Source organism: Bacillus sp. SCT118, assembly GCF_058566435.1.
This window is the reverse complement of record NZ_CP191225.1, coordinates 3,070,294-3,090,753: the sequence shown is the minus strand read 5'-3', so window position 1 is coordinate 3,090,753 and position 20,460 is coordinate 3,070,294. Positions and strand designations below refer to the sequence as shown.

Annotated in this window: 22 protein-coding genes; 18 read left to right on the top strand and 4 right to left on the bottom strand. The window is 42.5% G+C overall.

Going from position 1 to position 20,460, the window contains the following annotated elements:
- The first annotated feature begins 97 nt into the window (after positions 1 to 97).
- The 12 genes from yhbH to ACQVGT_RS15770 all read left to right on the top strand — a co-directional run bounded on the left by yhbH (position 98) and on the right by ACQVGT_RS15770 (position 9,037).
- A complete protein-coding gene (yhbH, locus tag ACQVGT_RS15825) occupies positions 98 to 1,276 on the top strand; it encodes a sporulation protein YhbH (protein ID WP_003233432.1) in 1,179 nt (392 codons plus the stop codon).
- Positions 1,277 to 1,435: 159 nt separating this feature from the next.
- Positions 1,436 to 1,900 carry a MarR family transcriptional regulator gene (locus ACQVGT_RS15820; protein ID WP_003233431.1) on the top strand — a complete coding sequence of 155 codons (465 nt, stop codon included), beginning with the start codon at positions 1,436 to 1,438 and terminating at the stop codon, positions 1,898 to 1,900.
- 35 nt (positions 1,901 to 1,935) lie between these two features.
- Positions 1,936 to 2,601: a biotin/lipoyl-containing protein gene (locus ACQVGT_RS15815; RefSeq protein ID WP_014476241.1), complete on the top strand. Its 666-nt coding sequence runs from the start codon at positions 1,936 to 1,938 to the stop codon at positions 2,599 to 2,601.
- 40 nt (positions 2,602 to 2,641) lie between these two features.
- Entirely contained in the window at positions 2,642 to 4,240 is a 1,599-nt protein-coding gene (locus tag ACQVGT_RS15810) for an MFS transporter (protein ID WP_003233429.1), read from the top strand.
- 22 nt (positions 4,241 to 4,262) lie between these two features.
- Positions 4,263 to 4,793, top strand: coding sequence for an NAD(P)H-dependent oxidoreductase (locus ACQVGT_RS15805; protein ID WP_003233428.1), 531 nt, complete (start codon positions 4,263 to 4,265; stop codon positions 4,791 to 4,793).
- A gap of 12 nt (positions 4,794 to 4,805) precedes the next feature.
- Positions 4,806 to 5,180, top strand: coding sequence for a hypothetical protein (locus tag ACQVGT_RS15800; RefSeq protein WP_015383179.1), 375 nt, complete (start codon positions 4,806 to 4,808; stop codon positions 5,178 to 5,180).
- Positions 5,180 to 5,335 carry a hypothetical protein gene (locus tag ACQVGT_RS15795; RefSeq protein ID WP_015383180.1) on the top strand — a complete coding sequence of 52 codons (156 nt, stop codon included), beginning with the start codon at positions 5,180 to 5,182 and terminating at the stop codon, positions 5,333 to 5,335. The genes ACQVGT_RS15800 and ACQVGT_RS15795 overlap by 1 nt, the downstream gene beginning before the upstream one ends.
- Before the next feature lie 4 nt (positions 5,336 to 5,339).
- Positions 5,340 to 6,101, top strand: coding sequence for a hypothetical protein (locus ACQVGT_RS15790; RefSeq protein ID WP_015383181.1), 762 nt, complete (start codon positions 5,340 to 5,342; stop codon positions 6,099 to 6,101).
- Positions 6,102 to 6,103: 2 nt separating this feature from the next.
- Positions 6,104 to 6,469: a GntR family transcriptional regulator gene (locus ACQVGT_RS15785; RefSeq protein WP_015252495.1), complete on the top strand. Its 366-nt coding sequence runs from the start codon at positions 6,104 to 6,106 to the stop codon at positions 6,467 to 6,469.
- Between the two features lies 1 nt (position 6,470).
- Positions 6,471 to 7,169, top strand: a complete 699-nt coding sequence (locus ACQVGT_RS15780) for an ABC transporter ATP-binding protein (RefSeq protein ID WP_015383182.1) — start codon at positions 6,471 to 6,473, stop codon at positions 7,167 to 7,169.
- A gap of 16 nt (positions 7,170 to 7,185) precedes the next feature.
- Entirely contained in the window at positions 7,186 to 8,103 is a 918-nt protein-coding gene (locus ACQVGT_RS15775; protein ID WP_015482993.1) for an ABC transporter ATP-binding protein, read from the top strand.
- Positions 8,096 to 9,037 (top strand): ABC transporter permease, encoded by a 942-nt coding sequence (locus ACQVGT_RS15770; protein WP_015383184.1) that lies wholly within the window; start codon positions 8,096 to 8,098, stop codon positions 9,035 to 9,037. The genes ACQVGT_RS15775 and ACQVGT_RS15770 overlap by 8 nt, the downstream gene beginning before the upstream one ends.
- A 91-nt stretch (positions 9,038 to 9,128) precedes the next feature.
- Here ACQVGT_RS15770 and cspB read toward each other — a convergent pair whose 3' ends face one another.
- Entirely contained in the window at positions 9,129 to 9,332 is a 204-nt protein-coding gene (cspB, locus tag ACQVGT_RS15765) for a cold shock-like protein CspB (RefSeq protein ID WP_003224086.1), read from the bottom strand.
- Positions 9,333 to 9,766: 434 nt separating this feature from the next.
- On the opposite strand from cspB, the gene ACQVGT_RS15760 reads away from it, so the two are divergent.
- Complete coding sequence (locus ACQVGT_RS15760) at positions 9,767 to 10,597, top strand: MetQ/NlpA family ABC transporter substrate-binding protein (protein ID WP_015482994.1); 831 nt, start codon at positions 9,767 to 9,769, stop codon at positions 10,595 to 10,597.
- A 2-nt stretch (positions 10,598 to 10,599) separates the two neighbouring features.
- Here ACQVGT_RS15760 and dgcK read toward each other — a convergent pair whose 3' ends face one another.
- The gene (gene dgcK / locus ACQVGT_RS15755; RefSeq protein WP_015383186.1) at positions 10,600 to 11,679 is read right to left on the bottom strand and encodes a diguanylate cyclase DgcK; all 1,080 of its coding nucleotides are present in this window, start codon (positions 11,677 to 11,679) and stop codon (positions 10,600 to 10,602) included.
- 172 nt (positions 11,680 to 11,851) lie between these two features.
- Here dgcK and tcyP point away from each other — a divergent pair, with 172 nt between their 5' ends.
- A complete protein-coding gene (tcyP, locus tag ACQVGT_RS15750; protein WP_003244685.1) occupies positions 11,852 to 13,243 on the top strand; it encodes an L-cystine transporter TcyP in 1,392 nt (463 codons plus the stop codon).
- 39 nt (positions 13,244 to 13,282) lie between these two features.
- Here the strand turns inward: tcyP and ACQVGT_RS15745 are convergent, their stop codons facing one another.
- Positions 13,283 to 13,729, bottom strand: coding sequence for a hypothetical protein (locus tag ACQVGT_RS15745; RefSeq protein ID WP_041520043.1), 447 nt, complete (start codon positions 13,727 to 13,729; stop codon positions 13,283 to 13,285).
- A 149-nt stretch (positions 13,730 to 13,878) separates the two neighbouring features.
- Here ACQVGT_RS15745 and ACQVGT_RS15740 point away from each other — a divergent pair, with 149 nt between their 5' ends.
- Positions 13,879 to 14,448, top strand: coding sequence for a YhcN/YlaJ family sporulation lipoprotein (locus ACQVGT_RS15740; protein ID WP_015383188.1), 570 nt, complete (start codon positions 13,879 to 13,881; stop codon positions 14,446 to 14,448).
- 120 nt (positions 14,449 to 14,568) lie between these two features.
- Positions 14,569 to 15,537 carry a hypothetical protein gene (locus ACQVGT_RS15735; protein ID WP_015482996.1) on the top strand — a complete coding sequence of 323 codons (969 nt, stop codon included), beginning with the start codon at positions 14,569 to 14,571 and terminating at the stop codon, positions 15,535 to 15,537.
- Here the strand turns inward: ACQVGT_RS15735 and ACQVGT_RS15730 are convergent.
- Positions 15,469 to 16,122 carry a spore coat protein gene (locus ACQVGT_RS15730; RefSeq protein WP_009966881.1) on the bottom strand — a complete coding sequence of 218 codons (654 nt, stop codon included), beginning with the start codon at positions 16,120 to 16,122 and terminating at the stop codon, positions 15,469 to 15,471. The genes ACQVGT_RS15735 and ACQVGT_RS15730 overlap by 69 nt on opposite strands.
- Before the next feature lie 130 nt (positions 16,123 to 16,252).
- On the opposite strand from ACQVGT_RS15730, the gene yhcR reads away from it, so the two are divergent.
- Both yhcR and srtD read left to right on the top strand, forming a co-directional pair.
- On the top strand, positions 16,253 to 19,855 hold the full coding sequence (yhcR, locus tag ACQVGT_RS15725) for a sortase-dependent nonspecific endonuclease YhcR (protein WP_041517768.1): 3,603 nt from the start codon (positions 16,253 to 16,255) through the stop codon (positions 19,853 to 19,855).
- Positions 19,852 to 20,448 (top strand): class D sortase, LPxTATN-specific, encoded by a 597-nt coding sequence (gene srtD, locus ACQVGT_RS15720; RefSeq protein WP_015383191.1) that lies wholly within the window; start codon positions 19,852 to 19,854, stop codon positions 20,446 to 20,448. The genes yhcR and srtD overlap by 4 nt, the downstream gene beginning before the upstream one ends.
- Positions 20,449 to 20,460: the final 12 nt, after the last annotated feature.

Here is a 20,460-nt window from a genome sequence, read left to right as displayed (position 1 = left end):
TGATGAATATAAATCTTTTCGAAAGACTTGTTTCATAATCTGGCACAAGCCGGAATACGTATGTATCACGACCACAAATGGTTAAGGAGGGGAATTCATGTCCCAAAATGACAGCGGCCATTTTTTGATTTCTGAGGAAAACTGGTCCCTCCATCGCAAAGGCTTCGATGACCAGCAGCGCCACCAGAAAAAAGTGCAGGAAGCGATCAAAAACAATCTTCCGGACCTCGTAACTGAGGAAAGCATTATTATGTCTAATGGAAAAGATGTAGTGAAGATCCCAATCCGTTCACTTGATGAGTATAAAATCCGTTATAACTATGATAAAAATAAACATGTAGGGCAAGGAGACGGCGAGAGCCAGGTTGGAGATGTTGTGGCCCGGGATGGTTCAGACAAAAAACAAGGGCCTGGAAAAGGGCAGGGTGCCGGTGATCAGGCAGGCGAGGATTATTATGAAGCGGAAGTTTCATTAATGGATTTAGAAGAAGCGCTTTTTAAAGAATTAGAGCTTCCGAATCTCCAGCAAAAAGAGCGGGACAATATCATTCATACAGATATCGAGTTTAATGATATCCGTAAAACAGGGTTAACCGGTAATATTGATAAGAAAAGAACGATGATGTCAGCCTTTAAACGAAACGCAATGTCAGGAAAACCGTCGTTCTACCCAATTTATCCGGAGGACCTGAAATATAAGACGTGGAATGACATCACAAAGCCCGAATCAAAAGCGGTCGTTTTAGCCATGATGGATACAAGCGGCAGTATGGGGGTTTGGGAAAAATACATGGCCAGAAGCTTCTTTTTCTGGATGACCCGTTTTTTGCGGACAAAATACGAGACTGTGGAAATTGAATTTATTGCCCATCATACAGAAGCAAGAGTGGTCTCGGAGGAGGATTTTTTCTCAAAGGGAGAAAGCGGCGGAACCATTTGTTCTTCCGTATATCGGAAGTCGCTTGAGCTTATTGATGAAAAGTACAATCCCGCCCGCTATAACATTTACCCGTTTCATTTTTCTGACGGTGACAACCTGACATCGGATAACGCGCGCTGTGTGAAGCTGGTCAATGATATTATGAAGAAGGCCAATCTGTTTTGCTACGGCGAGGTCAATCAGTACAACAGGCATTCAACGTTAATGTCTGCATATAAAAATGTAAAAGATGAGAAATTTAAGTACTATATTTTAAAACAGAAATCTGATGTTTTTCAGGCTCTTAAGAATTTTTTCAGAAATGAAGAGTCTGGTGTAAGCCATCAATTTTCGTAATGAAAAGCCCATTTCAGGGCTTTTTTTTATTTAATAAAAGCAAGAAAACGTTTGCGAAAAAAATACGGGAGAAAAAGAAATTTTTCCTTTGACAAATCTTCTTTCATTTATTAATATTTTATCTTGTGAACTATTATTGAGGAATGAGGTGAAAAGGAGTTGACTGAATCAGAACGTGCTTTGCTCACTTTTGAACAGCTCTTCGATACGTCTCGGGCGATATATAAAAAACAGAAGAAGATATTGGAGATTGTGCTTGAGCCTTTTGATATTACAGTCCTTCAATATTTGCTGATGTTTAAAATTCATCAAAGCGGAAGCACCCCGCTAAGCAAGCTGGCAATGTCGCTTGATCTTAAGCCTGCTTCTGTGACGCGGATGACAGATATTCTGTATAAGCGCCAATTGATGAATCGATATGACAGTCCGGATGACCGCCGTATCGTCATGATTCAGTTAACCGAAGAGGGGGAAGAACTGATAGAAAAAGCCGCTGTGCAATATGCAAAAATGGGTGCTGGCTTGTACCAAAAGCTTGATACCTCCCAGCTGCAGTATTTGCGCAAACTAGCCGGAAGCTTAACGAAGCTTGCTGAAGGCTGTTCAGAAAAAAGCGGTAATTAAAAACTTCTCACATATTTTCACCAGCTTTCCGCAAAATGATAGAGGATGAAACGAAAGGAGAAAACAAAATGAACAGAGGACGTTTAATTCTGACCAACATTATCGGTTTGATTGTTGTTCTTGCAATTATAGCTGGAGGTGCTTATTACTATTATCAAAGCACAAACTACGTAAAAACAGATGAAGCAAAAGTAGCGGGCGATATGGCTGCTATTACTGCTCCAGCAGCAGGTAAAGTATCTGACTGGGATCTGGACGAAGGAAAAACAGTGAAAAAAGGCGACACAGTTGCAAAAATCAAAGGTGAACAAACTGTTGACGTAAAATCCATTATGGATGGAACAATTGTGAAAAACGAAGTGAAAAATGGACAAACCGTACAAGCTGGTACAACAATTGCACAAACGATTGACATGGACAACCTATACATCACAGCAAATATTAAAGAAACAGATATTGCGGATATTGAAGTAGGAAATAGTGTAGACGTAGTAGTTGACGGAGACCCTGATACAACATTTGACGGTACTGTAGAAGAAATTGGCTATGCGACTAACTCAACTTTTGATATGCTTCCTTCTACAAATTCAAGCGGAAACTACACAAAAGTAACACAAAAAATTCCTGTGAAAATTTCAATCAAAAACCCATCTGATAAGGTGCTTCCTGGAATGAATGCATCTGTTAAAATTTCTGAGTAAAACAGATCAGTCATCAAACCATGAAAGGAGGTTGTCTTAGATGGCTACAGGCAAAGAAAAAAATGCAAAAAACCCTATGTCATTGCTGATTGTGCTAATGGCGGGTTTATTTTTGGCAATTCTAAACCAAACACTGCTTAATGTTGCAATGCCGCACTTAATGACTGAATTTGGCGTAAGTGCAACGACGATTCAGTGGCTGACAACAGGTTACATGCTTGTTAACGGAGTATTGATTCCGTTATCTGCTTTCCTGATTACACGATTTGGCCAGCGGAGTCTCTTTCTCGTCGCAATGTTTTGTTTTACGCTCGGTACGTTAGTCTGCGGTATCGCACCTAACTTCTCTACAATGCTGATCGGCCGTTTGATTCAGGCCGTGGGCGGAGGTATCTTGCAGCCGCTCGTTATGACAACCATTCTGTTAATTTTCCCGCCTGAAAGCAGGGGGAAAGGAATGGGGATTTTCGGGCTAGCGATGATGTTTGCTCCAGCGGTCGGCCCGACTCTTTCCGGGTGGATTATTGAGCATTATACATGGCGCATTATGTTTTACGGACTTGTGCCGATCGGCGCAATTGTTATCATTGTGGCTTTCTTCATCTTTAAAAATATGGTGGAGCCGCAAAAAATCAAACTCGATACTCTTGGCGCAATCCTCTCGATTGTCGGATTCGCCTCCTTATTATACGGAGTCAGTGAAGCCGGATCTGACGGCTGGACCGACCCGATTGTATTGTCTACAGTTATTATCGGAGCCATTGCAATTGTTGCTTTTGTTGTTCAGCAATTGCGCCATGATGATCCGATGCTTGATTTCAGAGTGTTTAAATATGACATTTTCTCACTCTCGAGTGTCATTAATATCATTATTACAGTGGCACTTTACACTGGTATGTTCCTTTTACCGATCTATCTGCAAAACCTGGTCGGCTTTACGGCGCTTCAATCCGGTCTGCTTCTGCTTCCAGGTGCGATCGTCATGCTGATCATGTCACCGATCTCAGGTATTTTGTTTGATAAATTCGGTCCGAGACCGCTTGCGATTATCGGGCTTCTCGTTACAGTGGTGACAACATATCAATATACGCAATTAACGATTGATACACCATATACACACATCATGCTGATCTACTCAATCCGTGCATTCGGTATGTCACTCTTAATGATGCCGGTTATGACAGCGGGTATGAACCAGCTTCCTGCCCGTCTGAACAGCCACGGTACGGCGATGAGCAACACGCTTCGCCAAATCAGCGGATCAATTGGTACAAGCTTAATTACGACGATTTATACAAACCGTACGACGTTCCATTATTCACAAATTGCAGATAAAACAAGCACGGCGGACCCGAACTTCCTCCATGCGTTCCAAAATGCAGTTTCGAATTTAATGGTGAATATGAATGTGTCTTATGATACGGCGAAAACATATGTGTACTCACATATTTATAAACACGCGTCACTCGATTCCAATGTCATGGGGATAAATGATGCCTTTATGTGGGCAACCTTATTCTGTGTAGCAGGTCTGATTTTAAGTATCTTCCTGCGTGACGTCAGAAAAGATAAATTGCGTAAGAAGAAAAAAGAGGAGCTTTCATTACTTCCTGCTCCAAAAGAAGCTAAGGAATCTTAATCTGTACAGGGAGGTTTCCTGAATGAAAATTTATGTAGTGTATGATAGTGAAGGCGAACATACTAAAGTGCTTGCAGAAGCAATTGCTGAAGGCGCGAGAGAAAACGACGCGGCTGAAGTGTTCATCGACCATGTAGATCAGGCTGATATCCGCAAGCTTAAAGATATGGATGCGATTATTTGGGGATGCCCAGGGCATTTCGGAACAATCAGCTCCGGTCTTAAAACTTGGATCGACAGACTTGGCTACTTGTGGGCTGAAGGCGAGCTGATCAACAAAGTCGGTGCTGTCTTCTGCACAACGGCAACAACACACGGCGGCTTGGAAATGACAATGCACAATTTAATCACGCCGATGTTCCACCAAGGCATGATTGTTGTCGGACTGCCTGGCAACGTGCCTGAAAACGCACTTTATGGCTCTTATTACGGAGCAGGTGTCACTTGTCCGGTAGACAGTGATGAGTTAATGTCTGAGGAAGGTATTCAGCTTGGACGCGCGTTGGGAAGACGTGTCAGCCAAGTCACAGGAAACCTAACAGCAGGACAGTAAGGAGAGGTTGAAATGGCCATTATTATAGCAATAATTGCTGCTGTCATTGTCATTGCGGCCCTTATTACATTTAACGTCCGCAACGCCTCACCTGGACCTGAGAAGCAAGAAGCAACCGATAGAATCGCACCTCCAGAAGAGGAAAAAAACGAAGCGCATTACCCTGCTGAAGCAAGGGCTGCCGAGCATACGCCATCCGTTGTCAAAAACGATTCTCCAAAAGAGAAGCGTGACACAATGGGTGATGATATTTACAGGCAGGCGCTGCAAAAGTTTAAGCATTCTGATGAAGCTCATGCAGAAGAAGAGGTCACTGAGGAAAGTGACAAAATGCAGGACCGCAGCTATCGTGATGCGCTGCTCTCTATGAAAAATAAGAAAAAGTAATGAAAAAGGCAAATCCGTTTACTCATGCGGGTTTGCCTTTTTTGCTGTTTCCATCAATTATGTTTTTATCAAATAAATCCATGGAATATGTTGTATTCCATCTTGATCTAGTGTACTATGTTACTCATACACCGAGGGTTTTTTCCGGGAGGTAAAGACATGAATTCTTTTTTAGGTTTATTAAAGAAAGATATCAAGCTTTCAAGAATGTGGCTGCTAGTATGGATTTGCGGAATCATTTTCTTATTGGGAACAGGCCATATTATAGCTTCTCGCACGAAAGAACCTCTAGTCATTTTTGGTTTTTTTGTTGTAGTTGCTTTTTTTCTGCTTTTCTTATCTCCTGTTTTTGTGTTTTATCACCTTCGCAAGGAAGGGAAATCACAGCTTTGGCTGTACAATCCAAATGGCGGCTTCTGGCTGTTTTCTTCTAAATTGGCAGCATCTTTGCTCTATCAATTTGTGATTCAGTTGGCATTAACAGCCTATGGCATATGGATGTATCATATGCTCTCTGTAAAAAATCTGCTGGAGCATCAAGTTGATATAACGAGTACAGTGGCTTTGCTGAATATGTATGGGCTTATTTCTTCGTTAGATATGTCAGTAACAGTCATTGTGTTTTGGACTGTTTTTCACTCTCTCAGAAATTGGCGCGGAATGCGGTGGGCTGCGATGGTTCTGTTGGTCGCAGTGTGGTTATTCTTCGATGAATACATCATAAGCCCTTTGGTTGAATCTCAAAAGCATTTCTGGCCTGTAACAGTCTATTGCAATTTTGATTTCTACTTCCACAATGTTTGGAGATTGGAATTAAAACCTATCCATCTGTCTGTGCTAGGGTTTCCTATTGCTATAGTCATTACGTTCTTGCTGCTCATCATGGCTTCAAAACTGCTTGATCGTAAAGTAGAGGTGTAAATATGGATAATCAATTCCAATCCTCGAAACCGATTTATCTGCAGATCGCTGATCAGATCTTTTATAGGCTGGTCAGGAAGGAGCTGCTCCCAGGAGACAAGCTTCCTTCTGTAAGAGAAATGGCGATTCAAACTAAGGTAAATCCCAATACAATTCAAAGAACTTACAGTGAGATGGAAAGGCTGGGTATTGTGGAGACAAGAAGAGGTCAAGGGACGTTTATTGCGGAAAAAGCAGAAATCGTAGACGAGCTGAAAGACAAGCTGACACGAGAGGTGTTGGAAGGCTTTGTCAAGCAAATGAAAGAGCTGGGGCTAACGAAAGAGGAAATGGTAGAAGGGATTAAAACATTCACAGAGGGAGGCTAAAATGGAAATCAAGCTAGAACATGTATCAAAAAAATACGGCCGCCATACGGCCGTCAATGATGTGTCAATCACCCTATCATCCGGACGGATTTATGGCCTGATCGGACCGAACGGCAGCGGCAAGTCAACGACCCTGAAAATGATGGCTGGCCTTCTGTTTCCGACTTCAGGATTTGTGAAAGTTGATGAAGAGCAGGTTACGAGAGAAATGGTGCGTCAAACGGCTTATCTTACTGAGCTTGATATGTTTTATCCGCATTTCACTGTTAAAGATATGGTGAATTTTTATCAGTCGCAGTTTCCTGATTTTCAAACAGAACAGGCTTATAAGCTATTGAAGGAGATGCAGCTGAATCCGGAAAAAAAGATCAAAAAGCTATCAAAAGGAAATCGGGGCCGGCTGAAAATCGTTCTTGCTTTAGCGAGACGGGCAGACGTCATCTTGCTTGATGAACCTTTTTCCGGGCTTGATCCGATGGTCAGGGATTCCATCGTAAACAGCCTTGTGTCGTACATTGATTTTGAGCAGCAGATTGTCGTGATCGCGACACATGAAATTGATGAAATTGAGACTTTGTTAGACGAAGTAATCATCCTCGCCAATGGAGAAAAAGTTGCGCAGCGTGAAGTAGAAGATATTCGTGAACAGGAAGGCATGTCTGTTTTGCAATGGTTTAAATCAAAAATGGAAGTTTGCTAGAAAGAGGAGGAATATGATGAAAGCAGTGTTGGAATTGAAAAACGTGACTAAAAACATCAGAGGCCGAACGATCATTGATGATCTCAGTTTTACGATTCGTGAAGGCGAAGTATTCGGTTTTTTGGGACCAAACGGAGCTGGGAAAACGACAACCATCCGGATGATGGTGGGGTTAATGAAGCTGTCGAAAGGTGATGTCCTCATTTGCGGCCAATCAATTACGAAAGAATATGCCAAGGCGATTAAGCATATCGGAGCGATCGTTGAGAATCCCGAGCTGTATAAATTTTTGAGCGGATATAAAAATCTCCAGCAATACGCAAGGATGGTCAAGGGTGTCACGAAGGAAAAAATTGATGAAGTTGTTGAACTGGTCGGTTTAACAGACAGAATCCACGACAAGGTGAAAACATATTCTCTGGGGATGAGACAGCGTCTTGGCTTGGCACAATGCCTTCTGCACGATCCGAAAGTGCTAATTTTGGATGAACCGACAAACGGCCTTGATCCGGCGGGGATCAGAGAAATCAGAGATCATTTAAAGAAGCTGACCCGAGAAAGAGGAATGGCTGTCATCGTTTCAAGCCACCTGCTGTCAGAAATGGAACTGATGTGTGATCGAATTGCGATTCTGCAAAAAGGAAAGCTGATTGATATTCAAAATGTAAAAGATGAAAACATTGATGAGAACGATACATATTTCTTCCAGGTTGAGCAGCCGAGTGAAGCCGCTACTGTTTTAAATCAGTACGATTTGCTGAGTAAGACAAATGGTGTAGAAATCAAACTGGCTAAAGAGGAAGTCCCTGCGGTTATTGAATTGCTGGTGATGCAGCAAATCCGTATTTATGAGGTCAAGGTCATAACAAAATCATTAGAGGACCGTTTCTTAGAAATGACAGGTGAAACAAAAGAGGAGGTTCAGCATGCTTAATTTGATTTATAATGAGTGGCTCAAAATTTTCAGCCGTGCCGGAACATGGGTGATGATCGGAATTCTGGGGCTGACAATGGTTGGATTTGCATTTTTGGCGAATCATTTTTCTGCTGGTGAATCAAATTCCCATTGGAAACAAGAACTTCAAGCACAAAACGCCGAATTAAAGAAAGAAATCAAAGAAGATCCTTCACTGAAAGATGGGTATAAAGAAACAATCACACTCAACGACTATCGCATCGAGCATAATATCCCTAGTGACACGGGCTATACGGTATGGTCTTATGTAACGGATTCAGCAAACTTTACCATTCTTACCGGTCTGTTTACTATTATCATCGCGGCCGGAATTGTCGCTAACGAATTTAATTGGGGAACGATTAAGCTATTAATGATTCGGCCGCTCAGCCGTTTTCAAATTTTGATGTCCAAATATATTACAATTCTCCTGTTTGGGCTCCTATTGCTGTTGATTTTATTTATCGGTTCTACTTTATTAGGGTTGATCTTCTTCGGGACGGGTGGTGAAACCGCCGCGAATATTCATTTAATCTATAAGGATGGCCATGTCATTGAGCAAAACATGATGGGGCATTTGGCCACAACGTATCTTTCTGAATCCGTCTCGGCTTTAATGGTGGCGACGATGGCGTTTATGCTGTCTGCGGTATTCAGAAACAGCTCTCTTGCGGTTGGTTTTTCCATCTTCTTGTTGGTTGCCGGTACGACTGCAACTGCATTTATTGCAGCGAAATTTGACTGGGCAAAGTATATATTGTTTGCTAATGTCGACTTGACTCAGTATGTGGATGGCACACCGTTAATAAAAGGGATGACTATGACGTTTTCTATCGTCATGCTGGCGATCTACTTTATCATCTTCTTGTTGCTTGCTTTCGGAATCTTCATGAAGCGGGATATTGCAAACTAATAAAGAAAGCTGTTTTGCATAAGCAAAACAGCTTTTTTGTCAAAATAAAAACTGCAGGTTTGCACCTGCAGTTTTTCATATCAATTTATGCTTACGCTTCTTTAGTAACGTTAGCAGCTTGTGGTCCGCGGTTTCCTTCAACGATTTCAAAAGAAACAGCTTGGCCTTCTTCTAAAGTTTTGAAGCCTTCGCCTTGAATAGCAGAGAAATGAACGAATACATCGTCTTGACCTTCTACTTCGATGAATCCGAAACCTTTTTCAGAGTTGAACCATTTTACTTTACCTTCTAACATGAAATTTCCTCCTAAAGCGATCATAACGCTTAAATTCACTATTCTTGCTCTTAACAAACTTTCAAGACGAAAACTCTTACAAAACTTTCTTCTTAAAGATAGTTCGAACAAAAATAATTACCTTTACTCTACCAGTAATCTTCAGAAAAAACAACTGCTTATTGAAACTTTTTTCGGAAAATACCATATTTATTTTTCGATTTGATATTTATTTGCGGAAATTCATCTGCTTTCTCGATATGTGATCATACGTTTGCCTTAGTATTCTTCATTTGGGGAAGATAGGTAATAGGAATTGACAACCTTATTGGATATGAGTAAGGTAAAAGTTAATCAATATTACAAATGACAACGTTTATCAACTAAGAGAGCGTATGATTTTTATGTCTGATATTGCTTGCATGCTCTAATACATAGATAGGAGTATGGTCACAATGAAAAAGTGGCTTATATGCAGTTTCGCCCTTGTTCTTCTCGTTTCATTTACTGCATGTTCACCGTCTGCAGAACATGAATCGATAAAAATCGGGATTGCTGAGTCTGACGGGGCAATATGGAACTATATTGCTCAAAAGGCTGAAGAGGCTGGGCTGGATATTCAACTGATCCCTTTTTCTGATTATGCGGAGTCTGATATCGCACTTGCTAACAAAGAAATTGATGCCAACGCCTTTCAAACCATTTCATATTTTCAGTCGTTCACTCAAAAATACAAACTTAATTTGGCACCGCTCGGGACGACATACATAACGCCCGTGGGCATTTATTCAAAACGATATGACCGAATCCGAGATATACCGCGAGGAGCGGTCGTTTCTGTTCCGGATAAAGCGTTCGATTTTGGCAGGGCACTTACAGTGCTCCAGGAAGCGGGTTTGCTAACGCTGAAAAACGGATTTAACGGAACAGGTTCAGTTGATATGATTAAAGATAATCCGAGACACCTGAAATTAAAAGCTGTCCGGCAACAGGATGCAGTGAGCGGTGCCGACGTGTTTGTCATGAAACCATCAGAAGCAAAAAAAGCGGGCCTGAACCCGAAAAAGCATACGCTAAAGAGCGGCGGACTCATGTCTGAGGAAGAGATGAATTTGATTGTTGTCAGAGCGGAGGATCAAGATCGGGAAGCGCTGCAAACCATTCTTGAGCTTTATCAAGCTGATGATACAGCGGCATTTATAGAAAAAGAATATCAGGGAGATCTTGTTCCCGCTTTTCTGCCTTTGAAACGTCTTTCAGATTGGAAGAATGAATTCGTACATTGAATTCATTCTTTTTTTTCTGAAAAACACACTCTGTTCCGTCCCGTTTCTTTCGCTTTGTAAAGCATTTGATCGGCAAGAATGGGCAAGGATCCTGGCTGTTCCGTATTATTGGGGTAATGAGCGGCCCCTAGTGATATCGTAACTGAAAGCTCTTCGCCGTTTGTTAATACAATCGGTGCATCACTTACAGTGCTCCTGATCCGTTCAGCGATCCGGGCTGCTTTATCAAGAGAACAGTTCGGCAGGAGCACGGCAAATTCTTCACCGCCGATCCGAGCGGCAGGATCAGTATTTCGGATGCTCTGCTTCAGACGTAACCCCAGCTCTTTGAGCACCTGATCTCCTTCATGATGGCCATATTGGTCATTGATGGTCTTAAAATGATCGATATCCATATAAATCAGTGCAAATTGAAAATGCGGGGTATCGGCCGCCTGCTGATACAGAGCTTTTGTGGTTTCTTCAAACTTTCTTCGGTTATACACGCCTGTTAAAAAGTCAAAGTGCGCCTGAAACTTATATTGTTTAAAAAGAAGATGTGCATTTGTTTCATGATCAATAATATATAAACTGAGCATGCCGCCCGCTATTGATATGATCCAAAAATACAAATGAAGTTCGTATGAATGTAAATCTATAAGAAAATAAAAGGAAAAGGAGATCAAGCTATTTGTGATGATTAAAAGATAGAAAGCATGTTTTAGTTGAACTTTTTTTCTTCTAGAAACAATGAGTGACGGAATGGCAGCGATACAAATGATAATAACCGAGTATAGTGCAGATGTGTTCATCGTAATCAGCAAGCGGCCTGCAGTGATCATGGCCAGAGCCGTTGCCGTTGAAACCCAGCCTCCATAAAGAGCGGCAATCATAATAGGGATATTTCGAAGATCAATAATTGAATGCTGATAGGTAAATCCAAAAACCATCAGAATAACCCCGAGCAAACCGCAGGCCAGTCCTTTAACAGCTTGAAAAGATATGCTGTCTTTTTTATGTACTAGCCTTTCTTTAAACAGGTGGGTGAAGAGATAATTAAATGTGATTAAAATGGTCAAATTTACAAACAGTTCTTTCAGCAAATATTATCACCCTTATATAAGGTACTAAAGATGGAAGGGAAAGAAAAGAACAAAAAAGGCATTATATAAGGTTTTTTTACTTGAATTGATAAGTTGAAATAATTCGCACTTGACCCATCGGAATTAGTGTAATATAGTAAATGAGAAAATTTGAAGGGAGAGTTTACCTGCTTTGGAGACTTTACTGGTTGTATTACATGTATTTATTTTATTTTTACTTATCTTAGGGCTCTTTGTTATGCAGAAAAAACATGTTTCCTTCTCTAAACGTGTATTTACTGCGCTGGGGCTGGGGATTGTATTCGGATTTGCGCTTCAGCTGATTTACGGCCCGACTTCAAATATAGTCATTCAAACAGCCGACTGGTTTAATATTGCCGGGGGCGGATATGTCAAATTGCTTCAGATGGTTGTCATGCCGCTCGTCTTTATTTCGATTCTCGGTGCATTTACAAAGCTGAAGCTGACAAAAAATCTTGGGAAAATCAGCGGTTTGATTATCGGGATTTTAGTAGCAACAACAGCAGTTGCTGCAGCTGTCGGTATCGCGTCCGCGCTTTCATTTGATCTGCAGGCGATTCAGGTTGACCAAGGAAGTACAGAGCTTTCACGGGGACAGGAGCTTCAGCAGAAATCAGAGGATATGACAGCGAAAACGCTGCCGCAGCAGATTGTTGAACTGCTGCCTGGAAACCCGTTTTTAGATTTTACGGGAGCTAGACCGACTTCAACGATCGCTGTCGTTATTTTTGCCGCTTTTCTTGGAGTGGCATTCCTCGGCGTAAAGCACAAACAGCCGGAACAGGCAGAAACATTTAAAAAATTGGTTGATGCCGTTTATGCCATTGTCATGCGTGTTGTCACACTCATTTTGAGACTGACGCCTTATGGGGTGCTGGCCATCATGACAAAAACAATTGCAACGAGTGATCTTGACAGTATTCTAAAACTGGGCATGTTCGTGATTGCTTCATATGCCGCGTTAATCACTATGTTTATCATTCATTTGCTGTTGCTGACGTTCAGCGGCTTGAATCCGGTGATTTATTTGAAAAAAGCGGTGCCTGTACTTGTATTTGCATTTACGTCAAGGTCTAGCGCAGGTGCTTTACCGCTGAATATTAAAACACAGAGAAGCATGGGTGTACCGGAGGGAATCGCAAACTTTGCCGGTTCGTTCGGTCTTTCGATCGGCCAAAATGGATGTGCCGGCATTTATCCTGCGATGCTGGCGATGATGATTGCTCCGACTGTCGGCCAAAATCCATTTGACCCGGTGTTTATTATCACTGTTATCGCAGTCGTTGCCATCAGCTCCTTCGGTGTTGCCGGAGTCGGCGGCGGAGCGACATTCGCGGCGCTTCTTGTTTTATCATCATTAAACATGCCTGTCGCGCTCGCCGGTTTATTAATCTCAATTGAACCGTTAATCGACATGGGGCGTACTGCTTTGAATGTCAGCGGAAGCATGACATCCGGTCTTATTACAAGTAAGGTCACAAAGGAAATTGATCAAGGGGCATTTCATGATCAATCCAGAGTGATTGAAGCTGAAGAAGCGTAACATATGAAAACGTGTAATCCAACAGGATTACACGTTTTTTTAACGGCCGGGTTCTAAGTCCTCCAGCATTTCCATCATCGTGTTGTCGTCCATGACATTCATTGCGCTTTGTTCAAAATGAATGGGTTCAGCATAATGCGGCTGTCTTTTTTTCGCGGCTGTCTCAGTTTGCCTAGTTTGAGACTGTGTATGCTGATTCTGTGGTTGCTGCTGTCCTGCGTGCTGGTGCTGACGGCCATTTTGCCGCTGGCTTTGATGTTGCGAACGGTCTTGGTTATCACCGCTGCTTCCGCTAAATGCTTGTTTGACCATGTTTCCTACATTAGAAGCATCAAACGTGCTATTTTCTGAATTTCGTCTGTTCATTTGTCCTGTGATAAACCCGCTGATTCTGTGGCGGATCTGAGGTGATAATGCAGCAATAAGCATAGTTGATCCTATGATCAATGCTGCGGGGCTGATTCCTCTTCGCTGGTTGAACAACATGATCCCTCCTTTGCAGTGTATTCATATTTTCCCCCTCGTTAGACAAATTAACCGTTATATTTCCCGGGAAAGCATTTCCTCCAGATTTGCATGCATAATTAAAGCCAGTTAGAAAAACCTATACGTAAAGTGATAAAGGAGGAATTCACATGTTTGGAAAAAAACAAGTCCTTGCGTCTATGCTTCTTATCCCTTTGCTTATGACTGGCTGCGGTGTGGCCGACCAAGGTGAGGGCAGACGTGATAATAATGATGTAAGAAACGTAAATTATCGAAATCCGGCCAATGACGATATGCGCAATGTAAACAATCGGGATAACGTTGACAACAATGTTAATGATAATGTCAATAACAATCGTGTAAATGACGATAATAACAACGACCGAAAACTTGAGGTTGCTGATGAAGCAGCTGATAAAGTAACAGACCTAAAAGAAGTAAAGCATGCCGATATCATTGTGGCTGGAAATCAAGCCTACGTTGCAGTCGTTTTAACCAATGGAAATAAAGGTGCAGTAGAAGACAATTTGAAGAAAAAAATAGCCAAAAAGGTAAGATCTACTGACAAAAACATTGATAATGTTTACGTTTCAGCTAACCCTGATTTTGTAGAGCGTATGCAAGGATATGGAAAGCGTATTCAAAATGGTGACCCAATCGCCGGATTATTTGATGAATTTACACAAACTGTACAGCGCGTATTCCCTAACGCTGAATAAATGAAAAAAGCCGCACAAATTGTGCGGCTTTTTCTTTGCGTTAATGACACACTGCGAACTCAGGCTGCATAGAGTAAAAATAAAAAGGTACAAGACGGACCGGCTCAGGGAGGGAGACGTTTGCGGGATGGCATAGGAAAGCGTGCGGCATCCGCTCTATTCCTGTGCGGAGTCCTTGTGATGCTGGCTGTAAGCTCAGCCATCGTATCAAGCGCGATGTATATCCTGTCTTTTCCAGGTCAGGCATCTGGAATAACAAAAGAACAAGTGACGAAGCACATGAAGAAAGAGTCATTCAAACAGGCCGATATTTATTACACTTCTAAGGAAAAGTCCTTACTGCCATTGACGAAAGAAACGCTTGAATATGCGGTCAGTATTAATCAGATTATGATTGGATATTCGAATCAAAAGCCTATTGACATTATTTTTTTTCCTAATGAAAAACAGATGGAGGCTTACTCCGGTTTATTGGATGTAGTTGGTTTTTATTCTGAACGGGAGCAGCTGATCGGATTGTTGCCTGAAGAGAAAAAGAAACTGTTAGAAGGGGACGAGGTAGCGGTTTATTTGTACCAGAGATTGTTGATTCATGAATACTCGCACCATGCATTTCACCAGAAATTGAAGGAGCTTGAGACGGATTCCGATGAGTTTCCGTTATGGTTTCATGAAGGGTTAAGCGAGTGGATTGCGAACTATGAATTGCTCATAGATCCGATCACGTTTTCTGTCGTGCCCTTTGACGGTTTGCAGACTGATCGAGACTGGCAGGAAGCCAGAGCCGAATATGACACTGATGTCTATTTGCAAAGCTTTTATATGATCGATGAGCTGACGGACAAATACGGGAAAGACATTATTTCAGAAATGATTAAGGAAACAGCAAAAAAAGGGGACTTTGAAAAAGGGTTTAAATCAGCAACAAAGGAAAGTCTAGATCAATTTGAAAAAGATTTTAAGAAAAAATTTGAAAAAAACAGTGCGGCATTGGATAGTATCTATCCAATGCCTTTGTTATTAGTGAAGTCCTTGCTGACCCATTCCGCCTTGTGTCGGAGGCATTTGTCCTTGGGCAGGGGCGAATGAATTTCTCAGCTGTTCCATATCCTGCGCATCAAGCTGAGGAACCTGGTAATAGCCGTGTTTGTTTTGGTATAGGAAAATTTCAAATGCCATTTCAACATACTCCTGAATTTGCGCAGACAGTACGCGTCTTACGGCCGGATTTGTCATTTCCAGAGAAGCCATTGTCAGCATAGAAGCTTGTGCTTTAATCGCGCAAAGCATTTGTCGGCTGATGATGCTGTCATCAATATCATTCATGGATTGAACAGGTTTTTTAGGCTGTGACGGCTGCATGCCGTAAACAGTCTGGTTGTCTTCCTTCATCATATAAGTTGCTGTTTTTTGTGAAGGTTCGCTTCCTGTTTTGAAGCATTCTGCAGTTATATTGTATTGAGATGTGATGAATTGATGTTGACGATCAAGGATGTTTAATAATTCTTGATCCTTACAGAATTGTCTTAGCATCATAAACTGATCTAGCACAGTAAGTGTTCCGGAAAGCACCTCATGCATATCAAACATTTCATGTCCGCCGTGGTTTTTATGCGGTTTGCCAGGAATACCTTTGTTCATTTGGGATTGCTGCTGCTGATTGAACTGATCCAAACCGAATTCCTCCTTTTTTTTCAGATCAGCTGTATTTTGTGTCAGTCTGCCGTGTATTATGCAGAAGCCTGAAAGGAATTATATGCTGCCTGTCGAAATGATAAGCATGTATATTAAGGGAGGAAATATGATGAGGCGTATTCTGCATATTGTGTTGATCACGGCATTGATGTTCTTAAATGTAATGTACACGTTCGAAGCTGTAAAGGCAGCTGAACCGCAACAGCCTATATCGATTGAGAAGGCAATACAGCAAAAAGAAGGACAGGCGCTTGTCGAAGGATATGCAGTCGGCCAGGCTGTTTCCCCGCAGCATTATAAGCTGACAAGCCCTTTTTCAAATGATTATAATGTCGCGCTGGCAGACCGTAAAAACGAGACATCGCCCGAACACATCCTTCCTGTGCAAATCCCCTCCGCTTTCAGAAGCCAATTTGGGCTGCAAACCAATCCGCTTCTTCTTGGGAAAAAGATAACGGTTCAAGGAAAGCTTGAAAATTACTTTAATGCGACAGGACTTAAAAACGTTCAGTCGATGAACGTAACCGATGACACGAAAACTCCGCCGGCTGAACAGCCAGTGACCATAAATGAAGCACGGGGAAGGCTGAATGAAGAAGTAACGATAAAAGGGATCATTACAGCTGATCAAAACGCAATCGGAGGCGGGAAGCTGTCGACCTTTTTGCAAGATGAAACCGGAGGCATTAACATTTATTCGCCATCCCCTGAACAATTTCCCGAATTAAAAGAGGGTATGGATGTCACGGTGACAGGGAAAATCACGTCTTACCAGGGGCTGAAAGAAATCGTTCCAAGCTCATCAGGCATCAAAATCAACCAGTCAAACCAATCCCTCCCCGCCCCCAAACACTTAACAATCAATGAACTCATTAACGGCAGCCTAGGTGATCAGTATGAAGGACGCCTTGTGAAACTAACCGCTTTTGTTTCCTCAATTCCAAGTTCTCCTGCCGGCGGCGGTTACAATGTAACAATGATTGATGACGACCATCATGCAATGACGCTCCGGGTTATGAATGAAACAGGGGTGATAGACGAGCTTGGTGAGGGCAAATGGTATGACTTTACCGGTGTGTTAAGCAGGTACCAAACCTTTCAGCTGCTTCCGCGAAAATCGGCTGACCTGAAGCTGCTTGAAGAGCAGCCTTCACCTCCGTCTGCGGAGGGAGAATATGAAGGGATTGTTGACCGGGTAGTTGACGGCGATACCATTCATCTTAAATCTCCGGTGCTTGGAACAACAAAAATCCGGTTTGTAAATGTAGATACACCCGAAACATATCACACGCCAAAAAATGACGCAGATGAAAATCAATTAAGATTTGGCAATAAAGCATCTGACTATCTGAAAACGGTTCTGTCCCCGGGTGATAAAATTACTGTCAAGGTCGGAAGTGAAGTCAAGGACAGCTATGGCAGATTGCTCGGACAAGTCATAACCGAATCAGGTTCAAACGTGAACTTAGAGCTTGTGAAAAATGGCTATGCTCCGACGTATTTTATTTGGCCGGTTGACAATGAAGAGGATTATCAGCAGTTTCAGGCCGCAGTAGCCGCTGCAAAAAAAGGCCAAAAAGGAATCTGGAATGAAAACGATCCGCTCATGGAAATGCCGTTTGAATTCAGAGCCAGAGAGCAAGGGAAAGGCTTGACAAGATATGTAGGGGATTCGTCGAATCAAACATATGTCCAGCCAGCTGACTGGAAGAAGGTAGCTGTGGAAAACAGAATTTTCTTCGCTTCAGCAAGTGAAGCGGAGAGCGCGGGATATAAAAAAAGGCAAACGGCACCTCAAGAACATGTGCCGCTTAGAATTCTCAGCATGAATGATTTGCATGGCAAAATCGATCAGCAATATGAGCTTGATCTTGATGGAAATGGAACTGCAGACGGCACGTTTGGACGCATGGATTATGCCGCCGCATATTTAAAAGAAAAAAAGGCTGAAAAGAAAAACTCGCTGATTGTGCACGCTGGAGATATGATCGGCGGAAGCTCTCCAGTTTCCTCTCTTCTTCAGGATGAACCGACTGTAGAACTGATGGAGGACATCGGATTTGATGTCGGAACCGTGGGAAACCACGAATTTGATGAAGGCACGGATGAACTGCTGAGGATCTTAAATGGCGGTGATCATCCGAAAGGCACAAGCGGATATGATGGACAGAACTTTCCCCTTGTATGTGCCAATTGTAAAATGAAATCAACTGGAGAGCCCTTTTTGCCGGCTTATGACATCATAAATGTGGAGGGCGTACCCGTTGCTTTTATCGGGGTTGTCACACAGTCGGCAGCTGGCATGGTTATGCCTGAAGGAATAAAAAATATCGAGTTTACAGATGAAGCAACAGCGGTGAATAAGTCGGCCAAAGAGCTGAAGAAAAAAGGCGTGAAGGCCATCGCGGTTCTCGCACATATGTCAGCTGAACAAAACGGCAACGCCATTTCCGGTGAGTCTGCTGATCTTGCAAACAAAACAGATTCTGAAATTGACGTGATTTTTGCCGCGCATAATCATAAGGTTGTTAACGGTGAAGTGAATGGAAAACTGATTGTTCAAGCGTTTGAATATGGAAAAGCGATAGGTGTCGTTGATGTAGAGATCGATAAAACGACAAAAGACATTGTCAAAAAGTCCGCGGAAATCGTATATGTTGATCAAAGTAAAATCGAACCGGATGTCAGCGCGTCAGCCATTTTAAAGAAATACGAAACAATTGCGGAACCGATTATCAGCGAGGTAGTCGGCGAAGCCGCTGTTGATATGGAAGGGGGGTATTCAAATGACGGCGATACACCTCTTGGAAACCTGATTGCGGATGGTATGAAAGCTGCCATGAAAACGGATTTTGCCCTTATGAATGGCGGCGGCATACGTGAAGCGCTGAAGAAGGGCCCGATTACGTGGGGAGATCTTTACAATATTCAGCCGTTTGGAAATGTGTTAACGAAGCTTGAGATTAAAGGAAAAGATTTAAGAGAGATTATCAATGCTCAAATCTCACCGGTTTTTGGGCCTGACTACAGCATCAGCGGGTTTACGTATACGTGGGATAAAGAAACCGGAAAAGCAGTTGATTTGAAAATGGCAGATGGCACCGAGATCCAACCCGATGCCACATATACATTGACCGTCAACAACTTTATGGCGACGGCGACAGGAACCAAATATCAGCCAATCGGACTGCTGGGAAAAAATCCGGTGACAGGGCCTGAGGATTTGGAAGCGACAGTTGAGTACGTGAAGAGTTTTGATGAGCCAATTGCGTATACAAAAGAGGGAAGAATTAAGCTTGCTGAAGTCAGTGATATTGAAGACCCTGTAACAGAAGACCCTGTAACAGAAGACCCGATTACGGAAGAGCCTGGAGATGATCCGGGGACGGAGGATCCGATTAAAGAGGATCCAAGGCCAGGTGAAGATTTGCCTGATATAAAAGAAACTCCGGGAACAGCACCGGTTCATCAGCTGCCGCCTTCAGCCATTTCGAGATTCAATGAAATACCAATCAACAACACAAAAACCGCTGATACTGCTAATAGCATCAGCACATTGCCGTTACAAACCGAGACTGCGGAAAGCGGGTCTGATCATCCGCTTCCGGATACGTCAGCGGGCTACTATAACTTTATGGTAATCGGTGCGGTGGTGACATTGTCAGGAACTTATCTATATGTCAGAAGAAAAAGGAGCGCCTCCAGAACGTGAAAAAAGTTATTCCACTATTCATCATTGCTGCCGGCCTAGTGATCGCAGGCTATGGAGGCTTTAAATTGATCGATACGAATATGAAAACGGAACAGACATTAAAAGAAGCAAAACTGGCGGCTGAAAAGCCGCAGGAACCTTTGGGGACGAAAAATAGCACAGATCAAGTAAAGAACAAAGCATCATTTAAGCCTGAGACCGGCCAAGCGAGCGGCATTTTGGAAATACCGAAAATCAATGCAGAGCTTCCGATCGTGGAGGGCACCGATGCTGATGATTTAGAAAAAGGTGTCGGGCATTACAAGGACAGCTATTATCCTAATGAAAACGGACAAATTGTGCTGTCAGGGCATCGAGATACCGTGTTTCGCCGGACGGGAGAGCTGGAAAAGGGGGATCAGCTCCGTCTTCTCCTGTCATATGGAGAATTCACATATGAAATTGTAAAAACAAAAATTGTCGATAAGGATGACACATCTATTATCACGCTCCAGCATGAAAAGGAAGAGCTGATTCTGACGACTTGCTATCCGTTTTCATACGTCGGAAATGCCCCGAAACGCTATATTATATATGGAAAACGAGTGACTTAAAAAGCCGAGGCT

Excerpts from the sequence above, each read along its gene's own strand:
- ACQVGT_RS15780 (WP_015383182.1), top strand. The coding sequence starts at position 6,471 with ATGGAAATCAAGCTAGAACATGTATCAAAAAAATACGGCCGCCATACG.
- ACQVGT_RS15805 (WP_003233428.1), top strand. The coding sequence starts at position 4,263 with ATGAAAATTTATGTAGTGTATGATAGTGAAGGCGAACATACTAAAGTG.
- ACQVGT_RS15770 (WP_015383184.1), top strand. The coding sequence starts at position 8,096 with ATGCTTAATTTGATTTATAATGAGTGGCTCAAAATTTTCAGCCGTGCC.
- yhbH (WP_003233432.1), top strand. The coding sequence starts at position 98 with ATGTCCCAAAATGACAGCGGCCATTTTTTGATTTCTGAGGAAAACTGG.
- ACQVGT_RS15740 (WP_015383188.1), top strand. The coding sequence starts at position 13,879 with ATGTTTGGAAAAAAACAAGTCCTTGCGTCTATGCTTCTTATCCCTTTG.
- ACQVGT_RS15745 (WP_041520043.1), bottom strand. The coding sequence starts at position 13,729 with ATGTTGTTCAACCAGCGAAGAGGAATCAGCCCCGCAGCATTGATCATA.
- ACQVGT_RS15800 (WP_015383179.1), top strand. The coding sequence starts at position 4,806 with ATGGCCATTATTATAGCAATAATTGCTGCTGTCATTGTCATTGCGGCC.
- yhcR (WP_041517768.1), top strand. The coding sequence starts at position 16,253 with ATGAGGCGTATTCTGCATATTGTGTTGATCACGGCATTGATGTTCTTA.
- ACQVGT_RS15775 (WP_015482993.1), top strand. The coding sequence starts at position 7,186 with ATGAAAGCAGTGTTGGAATTGAAAAACGTGACTAAAAACATCAGAGGC.
- ACQVGT_RS15760 (WP_015482994.1), top strand. The coding sequence starts at position 9,767 with ATGAAAAAGTGGCTTATATGCAGTTTCGCCCTTGTTCTTCTCGTTTCA.
- ACQVGT_RS15815 (WP_014476241.1), top strand. The coding sequence starts at position 1,936 with ATGATAGAGGATGAAACGAAAGGAGAAAACAAAATGAACAGAGGACGT.
- ACQVGT_RS15785 (WP_015252495.1), top strand. The coding sequence starts at position 6,104 with ATGGATAATCAATTCCAATCCTCGAAACCGATTTATCTGCAGATCGCT.
- ACQVGT_RS15790 (WP_015383181.1), top strand. The coding sequence starts at position 5,340 with ATGAATTCTTTTTTAGGTTTATTAAAGAAAGATATCAAGCTTTCAAGA.
- cspB (WP_003224086.1), bottom strand. The coding sequence starts at position 9,332 with ATGTTAGAAGGTAAAGTAAAATGGTTCAACTCTGAAAAAGGTTTCGGA.
- ACQVGT_RS15795 (WP_015383180.1), top strand. The coding sequence starts at position 5,180 with ATGAAAAAGGCAAATCCGTTTACTCATGCGGGTTTGCCTTTTTTGCTG.
- ACQVGT_RS15810 (WP_003233429.1), top strand. The coding sequence starts at position 2,642 with ATGGCTACAGGCAAAGAAAAAAATGCAAAAAACCCTATGTCATTGCTG.